The following is a 15,480-nucleotide window of genomic DNA, read 5'->3' as shown; positions in this document are numbered from 1 at the left end:
CGCATGGCCAGTCAAGACTGGTTCGACAAAGACTTCTACGCCGTGCTCGGCGTGAAGAAGGACGTCACCGAGGCTGAACTGAAGAAGGCGTACCGCAAGCTCGCGCGGCAGTACCACCCCGACTCGAATCCGGGCAATGCCGCCGCCGAGGCGCGCTTCAAAGAGATCAGCGAGGCGCACTCGGTGCTGAGCGACCCCGCGCAGCGGGCCGAGTACGACCAGATCCGGGCCATGGGCTCGGGTGCGCGGTTCAGCGCGGGCGGCGCGCCGGGTGGCTTCGATGACGTGTTCGGGGGCATGTTCGGCGGTGCCGCCCCGGGCGGCCGCCGCACGGCCCCCGGCGGCTTCGAGGACATCTTCGGCGGGCTCTTCGGCAACGCGGCACCGGGGGCGGCCGGGGGCCGTCGCTACGGAGGCCCCACGAAGGGGCGCGACCACGCTGCCACGGTGGGGCTCGAGTTCACGACCGCTGTGCACGGTGACACCGTGACGCTCGAGCGACCGGGCGGGGGCAAGCCCATCCAGGTGAAGATCCCCGCCGGGGTCGCCGATGGGCAGAAGATCCGTCTCCGCGGCAAGGGCGAGCCGAGCCACGACGGCGGCGAGCCGGGTGATCTGGTGCTGACGGTGCAGGTGCGCCCGCATCCGGTGTTCACGCGCGACGGTCTGCACCTGCGAGTGGATGTTCCCGTCACGTTCGTCGAGGCGGCCCTCGGTGCCACGATCGAGGTGCCGACGCTCGGCGGCGAGCCGGTCAAGCTGCGCGTCGCGGCGGGCACCCCGAGCGGGCGCGTGCTGCGGGTCAAGGGTCGCGGCGTGACGAGCTCGAAGGGCACGGGCGATCTGCTCGCCACCGTGCAGGTCGCGGTGCCGTCGCACCTGAGCGCCGAGGCGACGACGCACCTGCAGCAGTTCGCGGCGGCCCTGCCGCCGGAGAACCCCCGTGACGACCTGATCGCTCGCGCGAGAGGATGACCGCCATGGACGAGAACAGCCCGATCTTCGCGATCGCTGTCGCGGCAGAGCTCGCGGGCATGCACCCGCAGACGCTGCGGCAGTACGACCGGCTCGGCCTCGTCTCGCCCACGCGCACCGCCGGGCAGAGCCGCCGCTACTCGATGCGCGACGTCGTGCAGCTGCGTGAGATCGCGCGGCTGAGCGCCGAGGGGCTTAACCTCGAGGGCATCCGGCGCATCCTCGAACTCGAGAACGAGGTCGTCGCACTGCGCGCGCGGGTGCGCGAGCTCGAGACGGCGCTCGCCGATGAGCTGCTCGCCCGCCCGGGCCGGCGCGTCTTCGCCGCGGGCGTCGAGGGCGAGGTCGTGTCGATCAAGGCGGGCACGCGGGCCCAGAAGGCGAACCAGCTCGTCGTCTGGCGTCCGCTGCGACGCGGCTAGCCCGACGGCTGCTCGCTCGCGGCCTCAGGCCGGTGTCGCGGCCGCGACCGGAGCGCCATCGCTCTCGACCGCATCCGTCGCTCGCGGCAGGGTGACGACCATGCGCGCACCCCCGAGCGAAGAGCGCTCGATGTCGATGCGCCCCTCCAGCAGCTCGACGAGCGATTTCACGATCGAGAGCCCGAGGCCGGTGCCGGGCGTCTGCCGCTTCGCCGCGTCGGCGCTCCGGAAGAACCGCTCGAAGACCCGCGGGTGATCGGCATCGCTGATTCCCGGCCCCGAGTCGTCGATCGTCAGGCGCACCGTTCCGTCGGCGCACGCGGTCGCGACGCGCACCGAGCCCTCCGCCGGTGCGAACTTGATGGCGTTGGCGAGCAGGTTGGTCGCGATGCGACCGAGGGCGTTCGCGTTGCCCACGACGAGTGTCGGGTCAGGGCAGAAGTCGGTCTCGACGGTCACGCGTGCCTCTCGCGCTGTTGCTGACTGGTCGATCACGGCGTCGCGCACGATCGCCGTGAAGTCGAGGCTGCTCGTCTCACGCACGGGGTTGGGCGCCGTCATGCGCCCGAGCTCGAGAAGCTCCTCGACCATCTCGGTCAGACGCGCGGCGTTGCGCACGATGATCTCGGAGGCCTGCCGCTGGTCGTCGGTCGCCGTGTCGTGCAGCTCTTCCGCGAAACCGACGATGCTCGTGATGGGCGTGCGCAGCTCGTGGCTGACGGCGGAGACGAAGTCGTCCTTCTGCCGTGCGAGCTCCCGCAGCTCGTCGGCGACGCGCCGCTCGCGCTCGACGGCGTGCGCCATGGCCTCCTGTGCCGCGACGAAGTCGCTGATGTCGACGATCTGCAGGCCCAGCACCGTGTCGCCGTCGGCGGTCGGCACGCGTCGACCGTGCAGCTGCACCGTGCGGCCGTCAGCGAGTAGCGCCTCGCTCGTGAGGTCATCGACGCCGCTGTCGAGCCAGGCGAGGATGAGCGGGTCGAACCAGTCGGGTTCGACGAGCTCGGCCGCGACCTCGTTGATCTCGAGGATGCGCGGGCTCGCGCCGGGCTCGGCGCGCACGAACATCGAGCCGACCTGCGAGCCGACGAACCCGCCCCGCAGGAGGGTGGCGCGCCGCTCGTTCTCGGCGCGCAGCTCGGCGCGCTCGCTGCGCACGACGGTGATGAACTGCACGGTCAGCGCGATCGAGAGCAGGTAGACCTGGATCAGCAGGGTGGCCGAGACGTCCGGGTCGGGCTCGGCGTAGGGCCCGCCGCCGAGCACGGTGAGCACCGACCCCACGGCACCGAGCACGACGAGCTCGACGGTCGCCACGATGGGCACGAAGCGCACGGCGGCCCAGCCGAAGAACGGGAACAGCAGGGCGCCGATGGCCTCGGTCTGGAAGGGCGCGAACACCAGGAGCGTCACCATGGTCGTGAGGGTGACCTGCAGCACGAGCTCGAGGGTCTGGCCGCGGGGTCGTCGCGGCAGCGGCACGAGCGCGATCGGCACGATGAGCAGCAGGGCCGAGAGGTGCGAGGGCACGAGGGCCACGAAGCTCACGAGCGGCTCGGCGCCGGTCAGCAGGAAGAAGCCGAGCATCCCCACGAGACCCACGGTGAGCGCGGCGCTGACGACAGCCACGATGAACCGCAACAGCCCGCGCGACGTCGCGAGCATCGCCGAGCGACCCTGGGGTCCGAGCACCCACGCGAAGACCACGAGCTCGCTCACCACGACGATCGACGCCCACAGGGCGAACTCCGGCGGGCGACCGATCAGCACGTTCGAGAGCGCGGCGACGGCGGCGACGATCACGAGCACCTGCCAGCGCGGCCCGCGGTAGACGAGGTAGAGGATGGCGCTCGTGCCGGCCGCGGGCCACCAGATCGCCGTCGTGCTGCCGGCCGGGGTCAGGTACAGAGCGGTGAAGCCGAGGGTGAAGCTGACGAGGGCGAGGCTCGTGACGAGAGCCGCGTAGGCTGGCCAGCGCATCTCGCGCGATCGCTGCACCAGCCCGACAGCGCCCAGCAGCGCGGCATCCTCACCCTGGAGGTCACGTTGACGAACCGCGATCACACGGCAGAGACTAGCCCGGATCCGGCGAAAAGAGGTTGCGGCGGTGGCGCGAATTCTGATATGTGAGGATGAGGCAGATATCCTCACCCTCGTCGAGCGACGACTCGCCCGCGAGGGCCACGATCTGATCACCGCCGACAACGGTGTCGACGGGTTGCGGCTCGCGATCGACGAACGCCCCGACCTCATCGTTCTCGACTGGATGATGCCCGGCCTCACGGGCCTCGAGGTCTGTACAGCCCTCCGGGCGCACACCACCGCGAGCACGGTCCGCGTGCTCATGCTGACCGCGCGCGCTCAGGAGAGCGACCTGCAGGCCGCGTTCGATGCCGGAGCCGACGAGTTCCTCATCAAGCCCTTCCGCTCGGGAGACCTGCAAGCGCGGGTCGCGGCCCTGCTCGAGCGCCCATGACGACCCTCGATGAACTGCTCGACAGTCTCCGGCGCCGCCCCGACGTCGAGGCGCCCGAGCTGCGCGCGTGGGATGCCGCCGACCGCTACCTGCTCGACACCGCGGCCCCGATGCTCGCGGCCGCCTCCGGTCCGGTCGCCATCGTCGACGACACGCACGGCGCGCTCGCTCTCGGTTCCCTCACCCTCGGCGCGTCGGCCGTGCGCGTGCATCACGACTCCCTCGTCGCGCAGCGCGCCCTCGCGGCCAACGCCGCGGCCAGCGGTGCGACCGCGATCGAGCAGCACTCCCTCGACGCCGTCATGACACCGGATGCCCCCCTCGCGCTGCTGCGCCTGCCCCGCTCGCTCGACCGGCTCGATGCGGTCGCTCGCGCGCTTGCCGCGCGCGCCGGGCCCGATGCCGTGCTCGTGGCGGGCAACCTGCTCAAGCACATGACGCCCGCGCAGAACGAGGTGCTGCGCGCGAGCTTCGAGCGCGTCGACGTCTCGCTCGCGCGCGGCAAGGCGCGTCTGCTCACCGCGCGGGGGCCGCGCCGGCTCGCGCCCGTCGAGCCCGCCCGTGGCTACGACCCCGATCACGAGCTGCACATCGTCGCGCTGCCGGGGGTGTTCGCGGGTGCATCCCTCGATATCGGCACGCGTGCCCTGCTCGATGCCGCCGAGGGGCTGCCCGCCTACGCGACCGCGATCGACCTGGCGTGCGGCTCGGGCGTGCTCGCGGCCTTCCTCGCGCGCCGGGCACCCGGGGCGCGCGTCATCGCGAGCGACGTCTCAGCCGTCGCGGTGCAGAGCGCCGCGCTCACGGCCGCGGCGAACGGCGTGACTGTCGAGACGGTGCACGACGACGGGCTCTCGCAGCAGCCCGACGCGAGCGCCGACCTGATCGTGCTCAACCCGCCGTTCCACGTGGGCGCGGCCGTGCACACGGGCATCGCCCTGCGGCTGTTCGCCGAAGCGGGCCGCGTGCTGCGGCCGGGCGGGCAGCTGTGGTCGGTGTGGAACAGCCACCTCGCCTACGCGCCAGCGCTCGAGCGGGCGGTCGGCCCGACGCGGCAGGCGGCGCGCACCCCGAAGTTCACGGTGACGGTGTCGCGCCGCCGATAACCGTGCCGCGCCTACTGGTCGCGGTAGCGCCGCGCCTGTGTGAGCTTCTCGGCGAGCTCGGCGGCCGTGAAGCGCGGGCCGTAGCCGGGGGTGTCGCGCTGGATGCGCCAGCTCTCGGCGAGCCCGCCGCCGGTGACGGCATCGAAGCCGATCTGGTCGATGAGGGCGCTGACGCGCTCGACCGCCCCGGCATCCTCCCCGTAGACCATGAGCGCGCGACGGTCGGGCGTGCCCGCGGCCTGCGCGTGCTCGGCGATGTGCAGCGCGGGGATGTGGTTGAAGGCCTTCACGACCGTCGCCCCCGCGAAGTGCCGTGCGACGTACTCGGCTGTCGTGAGGCTCTCGTCATCGAGCTCGGCGATGTGCCCGTCGCGGGCCGGGTAGTAGTTGTTCGTGTCGATGACGATGCGGCCGTCGAGCAGGGCGCTCGGGATGCCTGTGACGGCTCCCAGCGGAATCGTCACGACGACGAGGTCGCCGGCCTGCGCTGCCTGCTCGACGGTGCCCGCCGAGGCGAGCTCGCCCAGCTCGCCGACGAGGGGGGCGAGGGTCGCGGGGCCGCGCGAGTTGGCGATGACGACGCGGTGACCCGCGGCCGTGAACGCGCGCGCCAGGGCGCTGCCGATGTTGCCCGAACCGATGATGCCGATCGTGGAGGTCATGTCGGGGTCAAGCTGTGCGGCGCACTCGGTATTCCCCCGAACACCGCGGGGTAGCGTTCGCCACGGGCGCACGAGCTCGTGCGCGCGGGCCTGGTGCCGCGGCCCCTCTCGGCGTAAACTTGAGTCGTCACGACTCAGGTTTGTCGTCACCGACGTCTCAGGAGAGAACACGATGGCCAACATGCAGGGCGCCCCCTCCAGCCAGGAGCAGCAGAAGTCTGCCCTCGAGCAGTACGGCGTCAACCTCACCGAGATCGCCCGCTCGGGCAAGCTCGACCCGGTCATCGGGCGCGACGCCGAGATCCGCCGTGTCAGCCAGGTGCTCAGCCGCCGCACGAAGAACAACCCCGTGCTCATCGGCGAGCCCGGCGTCGGCAAGACGGCCGTCGTCGAAGGGCTCGCGCAGCGCATCGTCGCGGGCGATGTTCCCGACTCGCTGAAAGACAAGCAGCTCGTGAGCCTCGACATTTCGGCGCTCGTCGCGGGCGCGAAATACCGCGGAGAGTTCGAAGAGCGCCTGAAGGCCGTGCTGAAGGAGATCGACGAGTCGAACGGCCAGGTCATCACCTTCATCGACGAGCTGCACACGCTCATGGGCGCGGGCGGCGGCGAAGGCTCGGTCGCGGCCGCCAACATGCTCAAGCCCATGCTGGCGCGCGGCGAGCTGCGCATGATCGGCGCGACGACCCTCAACGAGTACCGCGAGCACATCGAGAAAGACGCCGCGCTCGAGCGCCGGTTCCAGCAGGTCTTCGTCGGCGAGCCGAGCGTGGAAGACACGGTCGCGATCTTGCGCGGCCTCAAGGAGCGCTACGAGGCCCACCACAAGGTGTCGATCGCCGACAGCGCGCTCGTCGCCGCGGCATCCCTCAGCAACCGCTACATCACGAGCCGCCAGCTGCCCGACAAGGCCATCGACCTCGTCGACGAGGCCGCCAGCCGGCTGAAGATGGAGATCGAGTCGAGCCCGGTCGAACTCGACGAGCTCAAGCGCGCCGTGACGCGCCTCGAGATCGAGGAGCTCGCGCTCAAGAAGGAGAAGGACGAGGCCTCGAAGGCCCGCCTCGCGAAGCTGCGCGACGAGCTGAAGGAGAAGACCGCCCAGCGGGATGCCCTGCAGCAGCGCTGGAGCATCGAGAAGTCGGGGCTCACCGCCGTCGGCGAGCTCAAGACGCGCCTCAACGACGCGCGCATCGCGCTCGACAAGGCCATGCGCGAGGGCGAGTACCAGCAGGCCTCGAAGCTCAACTACGAGATCATCCCGGGCATCGAGAAGCAGCTCGCCGACGCCGAGAGCGTCGAGAGCGGCCCGCGCATGGTCAACGACCAGGTCACCGACGACGACATCGCGGCGGTCGTCGCCGCGTGGACGGGCATCCCCGTCGACAAGCTCACGCAGGGCGAGACCGAGAAGCTTCTGACCCTCGAGGCTGAGCTGGGCAAGCGCATCATCGGCCAGCGCGACGCCGTCGCCGCCGTGAGCGAAGCGGTGCGCCGCACGCGCGCGGGCATCAGCGACCCCGACCGCCCGACCGGCTCGTTCCTCTTCCTCGGCCCCACGGGCGTCGGCAAGACCGAGCTCGCCAAGGCGCTCGCCGACTACCTGTTCGATGACGAGAAGTCGATGGTGCGCATCGACATGAGCGAATACGGCGAGAAGTTCAGCGTCTCGCGCCTCATCGGTGCCCCTCCCGGCTATGTCGGCTACGAGCAGGGCGGCCAGTTGACCGAGGCCGTGCGCCGTCGGCCGTATTCGGTGATCCTGCTCGACGAGGTCGAGAAGGCGCACCCCGAGGTCTTCGATCTGCTGCTGCAGGTGCTCGACGACGGCCGGCTGACCGACGGCCAGGGCCGCACGGTCGACTTCCGCAACACGATCCTCATCCTCACCTCGAACCTCGGTTCGCAGCTGCTCATCGACCCGTCGCTCGACTGGCCCGCGAAGGTCGCCGGGGTGAACGACATCGTGCGGCAGGCCTTCAAGCCCGAGTTCGTCAACCGCCTCGACGACATCGTGGTCTTCTCGCCGCTGTCGACCGACGACCTCGGGCAGATCGTCTCGCTGCAGATCGACCGCCTCGAGCGCCGCCTCAGCGAGCGGCGCCTGCAGCTGGCCGTGACGCCGGATGCCCGCACCTGGCTCGCCGAGCGCGGCTACGACCCCGTGTACGGCGCGCGACCGCTGCGCCGGCTCATGCAGCACGAGATCGACGACGCGCTCGCCCGCGCCATCCTGTCGGGCACCATCAGTGACGGCGATGTCGTGCGGGTCGACGTCGAGGGTGAGGGGCTCGCTGTGACGCGCATGGAGGACCTGCCGACCCTGTAGGTCGCGGCTGCGCTCGCTACCCTGCCACGGCGCACGCACGTGCGCGTGAGGTGCTCGATCGGTCACTCGTTGTGGTTGATTCCGTCGACCGACCCAACGAGTGACCGATCGACGATCGAACGTACCCGCGCGCGGAACCCCGCAACCCCTCCTGCGCACGCAGCGTTCCGCGACCGTCTGCGCTCAGCATCCACTGACCGTTCACGACGAGTCGGTAGCCTCGAGCCCATGCGTGCAACGGTGATCTACGGCCCCCGCGACATCCGCCTCGAGCAGGTGCCTGACCCGCAGCTGAGCGGCACGGGCCGTGACGCGATCGTGCGCGTCGTCGCCGCATGCGTGTGCGGCAGCGATCTGTGGCCCTACCGTGGCGTCACCGAGACGAAGGAGCCACGCCGGATCGGCCACGAATTCGTCGGCATCGTCGAGCAGGTCGGCGCCGACGTCACTGCCGTGACGCCCGGCGATTTCGTGATCGCCCCGTTCTACGACTGCGACATGACGTGCGCGAACTGTCGCAACGGGGTGAGCCCTTCGTGCCTGAACGGCAACTGGTGGGGCCGCGACGACCGCGACGGCCACTTCGCCGACGGCGCACAGGGTGAGCTCGTGCGCGTGCCGACCGCCGACGGATCGCTCGTGGCGGTGCCCGGCCCGGTCGACGACGCGATGGTGCCGCACCTGCTCGCGTTGAGTGATGTCATGGGCACCGGCCAACACGCTGCCGTGTCGGCCGGGGTCGGGCCGGGCGCGACAGTGGCTGTCGTGGGCGACGGGGCTGTCGGCCTGTGTGCCGTCATCGCGGCGAAGCGCCTCGGAGCAGCCCGCATCGTCATGATGTCGCGGCACTCCGACCGCCAGGCACTCGCGATCCGCTTCGGCGCGACCGACATCGTCGAGCAGCGCGGCGACGAGGGCATCGCTGCCGTGCACGCACTTTTCGACGGGATCGGGCCGGATGCTGTGCTCGAGTGCGTCGGCACGGCCGAGTCGATGGACCAGGCGATCCGCAGCGCGCGCCCTGGCGGCATGGTCGGCTACGTCGGCGTGCCCAACGGGGGAGCCGAGCTGCCGATTCGCACGCTGTTCGGTTCCAACGTCGGGGTGAACGGTGGCGTGGCCCCTGTGCGCAACTACGTGGACGAGCTGCTGATCGACGTGCTCGACGGCACGATCGAGCCCGGTCTCGTCTTCGACCTCGAGCTGCCGCTCGCCGACGTCGCTGAGGCTTATGCAGCCATGGACGAGCGCCGCGCGATCAAGGTGCTCGTGCGGCCGTAGAGGCGGTCGTCGCGTCAGGGCGCGAGCGCCGCGCGCACCGCGAGGGCGATGACCAGTGCGCCCCCGACGAGTGCCGTGACGCGCGAGCCCGTCGGCCCCGTGAGCACGCGCCCGACGAGTGACCCTGCCGTCGTGAGCAGCAGCTGCCAACTGAGCGATGCGGCGAACGCGGCAAGCACGAACACGACGCGCTCGGGCACCCCTGCATCGACCGCGAGCGTCGAGCTGCCGACGAGCGCCGCGAAGTAGACGACCGTCACGGGGTTGACGAGCGTCAGTGCGCCGACCGTCACGAACAGGCGCCGGAAGGTCATGGTGCGCACGCGCGGCCCCGGCTCCGCATCCGTGCTCTCGATCGATGCCGCGGTGACGGAGCCCGTGCGCGGCCGCAGCCCGGGAAGGGCGAGCACGACGCCCAGCACGAGCAGCACGGCCACCGAGATCCAGCGCAGGGGCTCGGCGATCTGCGCGATGAGCGGAGCGATCACCGCCCCTGCCGTCACGGCGATGGTCGCGTACACGCCGTCGACCGTGGCGGCGCCGAACGCGCCACCGGCGGCGACACGGGCCCCATGCTGCGCGCCGAGCGTGATGAGCAGGGCCGCAATCGCGCCGACGGGCACTGCGATGGCGTAGCCGGCGATGACGCCCGCGATCAGCGCATCCAGCACAGTGCTCCTCTCGATCGGCGGCCGGCAGGCCGGATCGACGAGATTACCGCAGCGCCGGCATGACCTCGTTCTCGAACAGCTCGATGCCGCTCGTGTCGTAGGCGGCCTCGGCGAAGTAGGTGATCGCGTAGGTCATGCCGAGAGCCTGCATGGCCTGCAGCCGCTCGATCAGCTGCTCGGGCGTGCCCGCGAGCCCCGCGCCACTGCGCAGGTCGGCGACGGCCTTCGCCGCGCGCTCGGCGCCGATGAACCGCGTCAGGCGCGCCTCGATCGCGGCGATGCGCTCGGCCACCTCGGCCTCGTCGCGGCCGACGACGGTGTTGTAGTTCGACGAGCGCGTGATGGCCTCGAAGCTCGTGCCGAGCCGTTCGCAGTGACCGCGGAGGATCTCGCTCTTGGCCGTGAACTCCTCGGGCGTGCCGGCGAAGTTCGTGTACTGCCCGTATTGCGCGGCGATGCGCAGCGTCACCTTCTCGCCGCCTCCCGCGATCCACAGCGGGATGCCCTCCTTCTGCACCGGCAGCGGCCGCACGATCGCGCCGTCGACCTGGAAGTAGCGGCCGTCGAGCGTCGCCGTGCCCTGCGACCAGGCCTGCCGCATGATCTGCACGCCTTCGTCGAGCGCACGCAGGCGATCGCCGATTTCGGGGAACCCGTAGCCGTAGGCGCGCCACTCGTGCTCGTACCAGCCGCCGCCGATGCCCATCTCGACGCGACCGCCCGAGACGTGATCGACCGTCGCCGCCAACTTGGCGAGGTAGGCCGGGTTGCGGTACCCCATGCACGTGCACATTTGGCCGAGGCGCACGCGCTCGGTCACGGCACCGAATGCCGACATCAGGGTCCAGGCCTCGTGCGTGGCTTCATCGCTCGGCACGGGCACGGTGTGGAAGTGGTCGTAGACCCAGATCGACTCCCACTGGCCCGCGTCGGCGTGCAGAGCGAGCCGCTTCATCACCGCCCACTGCTCGGTCGGCTCGATGTCGACGAGGTCGTGGCGCCAGCCCTGGGGGATGAAGAGTCCGAATCGCATGGACTCCACGCTACGCCTGCGGGGCACTCCTCCGGGCGTCGCGCTTCGCCTTCGCCGCCTTGGCCGCGGTGCCGGCGCGCTTCACGAGGTCGACACCCTGCTGGTTGAGCTTCTTCGCCCGCTCGCTCTCGGTGCCGAGGATCGCGAGGCCGCCGAGCGCGATGAGCGTGCCGGGGCCGGGCAGCGGCATGAGCACGACGCCGAGCCCGACCGTCGTGCCGCCGACGACCGTCACGCCCGTGCGGTAGGCCTTCTCGAGCTTCGGTCGGCGGCGGATCGCCTCGCGTGCCGAGGCGGCCGCCGAACGCGGCTTCGTGATGCGCGGCGCCGCGCCCGCGGCCTCGTACCCGGGGTCGCCGGGCTGCAGGATGCGCGGGTCGGGCTGGTTCACCCCTCCAGCCTGCGGGGTGCGGCTTGGAGACCGCCCGGAATCAGGCTCGCGTCAGCCCTCGTCGGGCTCCCACCGCAGCACGTCGCCTGGCTGGCACTCGAGCACCCGGCAGATGGCGTCGAGCGTCGTGAAGCGCACGGCCTTGGCGCGGCCGTTCTTCAGCACGGCGACGTTCGCGGGGGTGATGCCGATGCGGTCGGCGAACTCGCCGACGCTCATGCGGCGTTCGGTGAGCATCCGGTCGATCGTGATGACGATGGCCATCAGACGACCTCGCACAGCTCGGCGTCGAGCGCGACCGCCTGCCGCAGCAGCGCGCGCATGGTGATGAGGAGCAGGGTTACCGTGGTGCCGCCGACGATCGCCGTGAGCATCAGGATGCTCAACGCGGGCGGCCCTCCAGTGCCGACGGCGATGAGCGCGAGGAAGGTGCCGAGCACGATCGTCGTCGCCACGGCCGCACACGCCACCAGGCTGTCGACCCAGGGCACGGCGTCACGCCCGAAGATGCGGCCGCTGTGCACGAAGACAACGAGCCGCCCGGTGACGACGAGGGCGAGTTGCACGCAGACCCCGGCGCCGACGGCGGACACGGCGAGTGGGATGGCGAGGAATTCGAACTCCGGGGCTTCGCGGGCCCACTCGGTGGCCAGAACCGGGAGCGCGATCGTCTGCAGGGCCAGAACGATCAGCCTGATCAGTGTCAGGAGTGCCAGCAGGGGGATCCGGGTCCAGCGGGCCACAATGACTCCTGTCTATCGATATACGAGAGAAAGCTATCGTTCATCGATAGGTGTTGTCGAGGGTGCGTGGGCCCTCGTTCTGAGCAGCCGCGAGACACGCCGTCGCTCAGAGCCGACACGCCGGGTTCCACGTCCGTGCGTCCGAACGAGCGAACAGCACGGCGGGACAAGGGCTGGGGTGCGCCGGCTCTAGCGCGTGAGCTCCTGCCGCACGACCTCCAGGAAGCCGTCGATGTCGGCCTCGGTCGTGTCGAAGGCGCACATCCAGCGCACTTCGCCGCGGGCGCGGTCCCAGTCGTAGAAGCGCACGCGCTCGCGGATCCGGTCGGCGGCGTCGTTGGAGAGCAGCGCGAACACGGCATTGGCCTGGGTGGCCTGGCTGAAGCCGAGCGACCCGGCGGGCACCGAGCCGTTGGCGAGCATCCCCTCGAGGCCTGCCCGCAGCCGTGCGGCCATGGCGTTCGCGTGCATCGCCGAGCGGATCCCCAGGCCCTCGTCGAAGAGCGTCAGAAGCTGCGCCGAGATGAAGCGCATCTTGCTCGCGAGCTGCATGTTCATCTTGCGCAGGTAGATGAGCCCGTCGACGCGCGCGGGGTCGAGCACGACGATCGCCTCGGCGCCCATGAGCCCGTTCTTGGTGCCGCCGAGCGAGAGGATGTCGACGCCAGCATCGGCGGTGAAGGTGCGCAGGCTCGTGCCGAGGGCGGCGGCGGCGTTCCAGACCCGGGCGCCGTCGAGGTGCAGGGCCATGCCGTGCGCGTGCGCGTGATCGGCGAGCGCGCGAACCTCGTCGGGCGTGTAGACCGTGCCGACCTCGGTGGTGTTGGTGATGCTGACGGCGAGGGGCTGCGCACGGTGCTCGTCGCCCCAGCCGAAGGCCTCGGTGTCGACAAGTTCGGGGGTGAGCTTGCCGTCGGGGGTCGGCACGGTGAAGAGCTTGAGGCCGCTCACGCGCTCGGGCGCGCCGCCCTCGTCGGTGTGGATGTGCGCCGTGCCGCTCGCGATGACGGCACCCCAGCGCGGCATGAGCGCCGTGAGCGAGAGCACGTTGGCACCGGTGCCGTTGAAGACGGGGAACACCTCGGCCTGCTCGCCGAACTCGGCCTTGATCACCTCGGCGAGGCGAGCCGTGTACTCGTCCTCCCCGTAGGCGATCTGATGACCGCCGTTGACCTCGGCGAGAGCGGCGAGCACCTCGGGATGCACGCCGGCGTAGTTGTCGCTCGCGAAGCCGCGGCGGGTGGTGTCATGGATGCGGGTCACCCCTCCATCCTCCCACCCGCCGCGGTGATGCCGAGCCCGGAGGTCAGCCCTTCAGGGCCTCGGTCAGCTTCACTCGGCCGCCCGTGCGCAGCAGCGAGTTCTCGTAGATGCGCGCGCCGATGCCGACGATCACCACAGCACTGACGGCGAGCAGCGCGAGCGAGACGTAGGGCTCCCACCACTGCGCCTGCTCGAGGAAGATGCGCGTGGGCATGCCGACCGGCGACGAGAACGGCACATACGACATGATGCCGACGACGAGATCGTTGTCGTTGAAGAAGACGATCAAGAAGTAGGGCAGCATCACGAGCCACGTCACCGGTTGCAGCACCGTTCCCGTGTCCTCCATGCGCGACACGAGCGATGCCGACGCGGCGAACATCGCCGCGAGCAGCACGAACCCGACGGCGAAGAACACGATGAACCAGATCGCCGCAGGGCCGAGGTCGCTCAGCAGAACGTCTTGCCCGGTCAGCATGAGCGCGAGCGCCGCGGTCAGGGCGATGAGCACGATCTGCCCGAGCGCGAGCACCGAGTTGCCCACGACCTTGCCGGCGAGCAGCGCACGCGCGGGTACGGCCGTGAGCAAGATCTCGACGATGCGGGTCTGCTTCTCCTCCACGACGCTCTGCGCGATCGTGCCACCGAACGTGATCGCCGCCGTGAAGAAGACGATGCCGAACGCGAACGCGATGAGGAAACCCAGCCCCGAGTCAACCGGAGCCTCTTGCAGCAGTCGAATCTCGGGCTGCACCGACAGCACCTGCACGAGCAGTCCGGGAGCATCGTCGAGAGCGACGATCTCCAGTGCCGCTTCGCCGACCGCTGAGCCCTCGAGGGGCAGCACGGCCGCGTCGACCTCGCCGTCGCGCACGAGCCGTTCGGCCTCGGCGACGGTCGACACGGTCTCGACCTCGATGCCCTCGACTGTCTCGAGCGACTCGGCGACCGGCCCGATAGCGGCGACCGACGTGGTCGTACCGCTTCCGGCGACGAGGTTGGAGATGATGATGCCTGCCGCCACGATCACGACGAGGATCGCGGTGGAGATCAGGAACGACTTCGAGCGCACGCGCGAGGTGATCTCGCGGCTGGCGACGAGGCCCACTGCGGCGCGGGTGCTCAGCGCCGAGTGTGGTGCGGGAACGGTGGTGGTCATCACTGCACGACCTCTCGGAAGATCTCGGTCAGGGTGGGGCGGCGCGGCGCGAAGCGGCGCACCTCGCCGCGGCGAGCGGCCTGCTGCAGCACGGCCTGCGCGCCCGCGGTGTCGGACTCGAAGAGCACGTATCCGCCATCGAACTCGATGACGGCCACGTCGGGCAGCGCGCGCACCCAGGCGGCGTCGTCGGCCACCTGCAGCTCCCACTGCGACCCGGCGTTCGCCTCGCGCAGGGCATCCCGTGTGCCCGCCGCACGGATGGCACCGTCGGCGATCACGACGATGTCGTCGCAGAGGCGCTCGACGACGTCGAGCTGGTGGCTCGAGAACAGCACGGGAACCCCCTGGGCGGCGCGCTCGGAGAGCACGCCGAGCACGGTCTCGACCGCCATCGGGTCGAGGCCCGAGAACGGCTCGTCGAGCACGAGCACCTCGGGGTCGTGCACGAGGGCGGCCGCGATCTGCGCGCGCTGCTGATTGCCGAGCGAGAGCTTCTCGATGGGCTCATCACGCCGCTCGTGCAGTTCGAGGCGCTCGAGCAGCTCGTCAGCCTTCTGGGCGGCGACGCCCGCGCGCATGCCGCGCAGGCGGGCGAGGTACACGAGCTGCTCGTGCACTTTCATCTTCGGGTACAGCCCGCGCTCTTCGGGCATGTAGCCGAAGCGGCGGCGGCCCTCGCGCGTGAGGGGGCTGCCGTCGAGCGACACCTCGCCCGCGTCGGCGCCGAGCACGCCGAGGATGATGCGCATGGTCGTGGTCTTGCCGGCGCCGTTGCCGCCGACGAAACCGGTGAGCCGACCTCGGCCGACCTCGAACGACACATCGTCGAGCACGCGGCGCTCGCCGTAGTGCTTGGTCACGTTGCTGATCGTGAGCATGGATGCTCCTTCCGTCAGCCCCCACGCTAGGCAGAGCCGCCCGGCCGGGCATCCCCCGCGCGACGGGTGGGCATCCCCCGCACGGGTG

At 70.6% G+C, this 15,480-nt stretch carries 16 protein-coding genes; 6 read left to right on the top strand and 10 right to left on the bottom strand.

The window, feature by feature from the left end; all coding sequences use genetic code 11:
• Positions 1 to 3 precede the first annotated feature (3 nt).
• Positions 4 to 975, top strand: a complete 972-nt coding sequence (locus ACTIE9_RS05375) for a DnaJ C-terminal domain-containing protein (RefSeq protein WP_439564550.1) — start codon at positions 4 to 6, stop codon at positions 973 to 975.
• A gap of 5 nt (positions 976 to 980) precedes the next feature.
• Entirely contained in the window at positions 981 to 1,397 is a 417-nt protein-coding gene (locus ACTIE9_RS05370; protein ID WP_439564549.1) for a heat shock protein transcriptional repressor HspR, read from the top strand.
• Between the two features lie 24 nt (positions 1,398 to 1,421).
• Here ACTIE9_RS05370 and ACTIE9_RS05365 read toward each other — a convergent pair whose 3' ends face one another.
• The gene (locus ACTIE9_RS05365; RefSeq protein ID WP_439564548.1) at positions 1,422 to 3,461 is read right to left on the bottom strand and encodes an ATP-binding protein; all 2,040 of its coding nucleotides are present in this window, start codon (positions 3,459 to 3,461) and stop codon (positions 1,422 to 1,424) included.
• 43 nt (positions 3,462 to 3,504) lie between these two features.
• Between ACTIE9_RS05365 and ACTIE9_RS05360 the strand changes: the two genes are divergently transcribed.
• Complete coding sequence (locus ACTIE9_RS05360) at positions 3,505 to 3,873, top strand: response regulator transcription factor (protein ID WP_439564547.1); 369 nt, start codon at positions 3,505 to 3,507, stop codon at positions 3,871 to 3,873.
• Entirely contained in the window at positions 3,870 to 4,979 is a 1,110-nt protein-coding gene (locus ACTIE9_RS05355; protein ID WP_439564546.1) for a class I SAM-dependent methyltransferase, read from the top strand. Before ACTIE9_RS05360 ends, ACTIE9_RS05355 begins: the two co-directional genes overlap by 4 nt.
• Positions 4,980 to 4,990: 11 nt before the next feature.
• Here the strand turns inward: ACTIE9_RS05355 and ACTIE9_RS05350 are convergent, their stop codons facing one another.
• Positions 4,991 to 5,641, bottom strand: coding sequence for an NADPH-dependent F420 reductase (locus ACTIE9_RS05350; RefSeq protein ID WP_439564545.1), 651 nt, complete (start codon positions 5,639 to 5,641; stop codon positions 4,991 to 4,993).
• Positions 5,642 to 5,813: 172 nt separating this feature from the next.
• Between ACTIE9_RS05350 and ACTIE9_RS05345 the strand changes: the two genes are divergently transcribed.
• Entirely contained in the window at positions 5,814 to 7,970 is a 2,157-nt protein-coding gene (locus ACTIE9_RS05345; protein ID WP_439564544.1) for an ATP-dependent Clp protease ATP-binding subunit, read from the top strand.
• Between the two features lie 228 nt (positions 7,971 to 8,198).
• Positions 8,199 to 9,251: a zinc-dependent alcohol dehydrogenase family protein gene (locus ACTIE9_RS05340; protein WP_439564543.1), complete on the top strand. Its 1,053-nt coding sequence runs from the start codon at positions 8,199 to 8,201 to the stop codon at positions 9,249 to 9,251.
• Positions 9,252 to 9,265: 14 nt separating this feature from the next.
• On the opposite strand, the gene ACTIE9_RS05335 is transcribed toward ACTIE9_RS05340, so the two are convergent.
• From ACTIE9_RS05335 to ACTIE9_RS05300, 8 genes are all read right to left on the bottom strand, one after another.
• Positions 9,266 to 9,922, bottom strand: coding sequence for a LysE family transporter (locus ACTIE9_RS05335; protein WP_439564542.1), 657 nt, complete (start codon positions 9,920 to 9,922; stop codon positions 9,266 to 9,268).
• A gap of 43 nt (positions 9,923 to 9,965) precedes the next feature.
• Entirely contained in the window at positions 9,966 to 10,955 is a 990-nt protein-coding gene (locus ACTIE9_RS05330) for an LLM class F420-dependent oxidoreductase (protein ID WP_439564541.1), read from the bottom strand.
• Between the two features lie 10 nt (positions 10,956 to 10,965).
• Positions 10,966 to 11,346 carry a PGPGW domain-containing protein gene (locus ACTIE9_RS05325; RefSeq protein WP_439564540.1) on the bottom strand — a complete coding sequence of 127 codons (381 nt, stop codon included), beginning with the start codon at positions 11,344 to 11,346 and terminating at the stop codon, positions 10,966 to 10,968.
• Positions 11,347 to 11,397: 51 nt separating this feature from the next.
• Positions 11,398 to 11,610 (bottom strand): helix-turn-helix domain-containing protein, encoded by a 213-nt coding sequence (locus ACTIE9_RS05320; RefSeq protein WP_439564539.1) that lies wholly within the window; start codon positions 11,608 to 11,610, stop codon positions 11,398 to 11,400.
• A complete protein-coding gene (locus tag ACTIE9_RS05315; RefSeq protein ID WP_439564538.1) occupies positions 11,610 to 12,089 on the bottom strand; it encodes a DUF2975 domain-containing protein in 480 nt (159 codons plus the stop codon). Before ACTIE9_RS05315 ends, ACTIE9_RS05320 begins: the two co-directional genes overlap by 1 nt.
• Before the next feature lie 189 nt (positions 12,090 to 12,278).
• The gene (locus ACTIE9_RS05310) at positions 12,279 to 13,352 is read right to left on the bottom strand and encodes a threonine aldolase family protein (RefSeq protein WP_439564537.1); all 1,074 of its coding nucleotides are present in this window, start codon (positions 13,350 to 13,352) and stop codon (positions 12,279 to 12,281) included.
• A 43-nt stretch (positions 13,353 to 13,395) separates the two neighbouring features.
• Positions 13,396 to 14,511, bottom strand: a complete 1,116-nt coding sequence (locus tag ACTIE9_RS05305) for an ABC transporter permease (protein ID WP_439564569.1) — start codon at positions 14,509 to 14,511, stop codon at positions 13,396 to 13,398.
• A complete protein-coding gene (locus ACTIE9_RS05300; protein ID WP_439564536.1) occupies positions 14,511 to 15,392 on the bottom strand; it encodes an ABC transporter ATP-binding protein in 882 nt (293 codons plus the stop codon). Before ACTIE9_RS05300 ends, ACTIE9_RS05305 begins: the two co-directional genes overlap by 1 nt.
• Positions 15,393 to 15,480: the final 88 nt, after the last annotated feature.

It is taken from the genome of Microcella sp. (genome assembly GCF_051860105.1).
Lineage (GTDB): Bacteria > Actinomycetota > Actinomycetes > Actinomycetales > Microbacteriaceae > Microcella.
The sequence above is the reverse complement of the archived record's forward strand: the minus strand, read 5'-3'. Positions and strand labels throughout refer to the sequence as shown.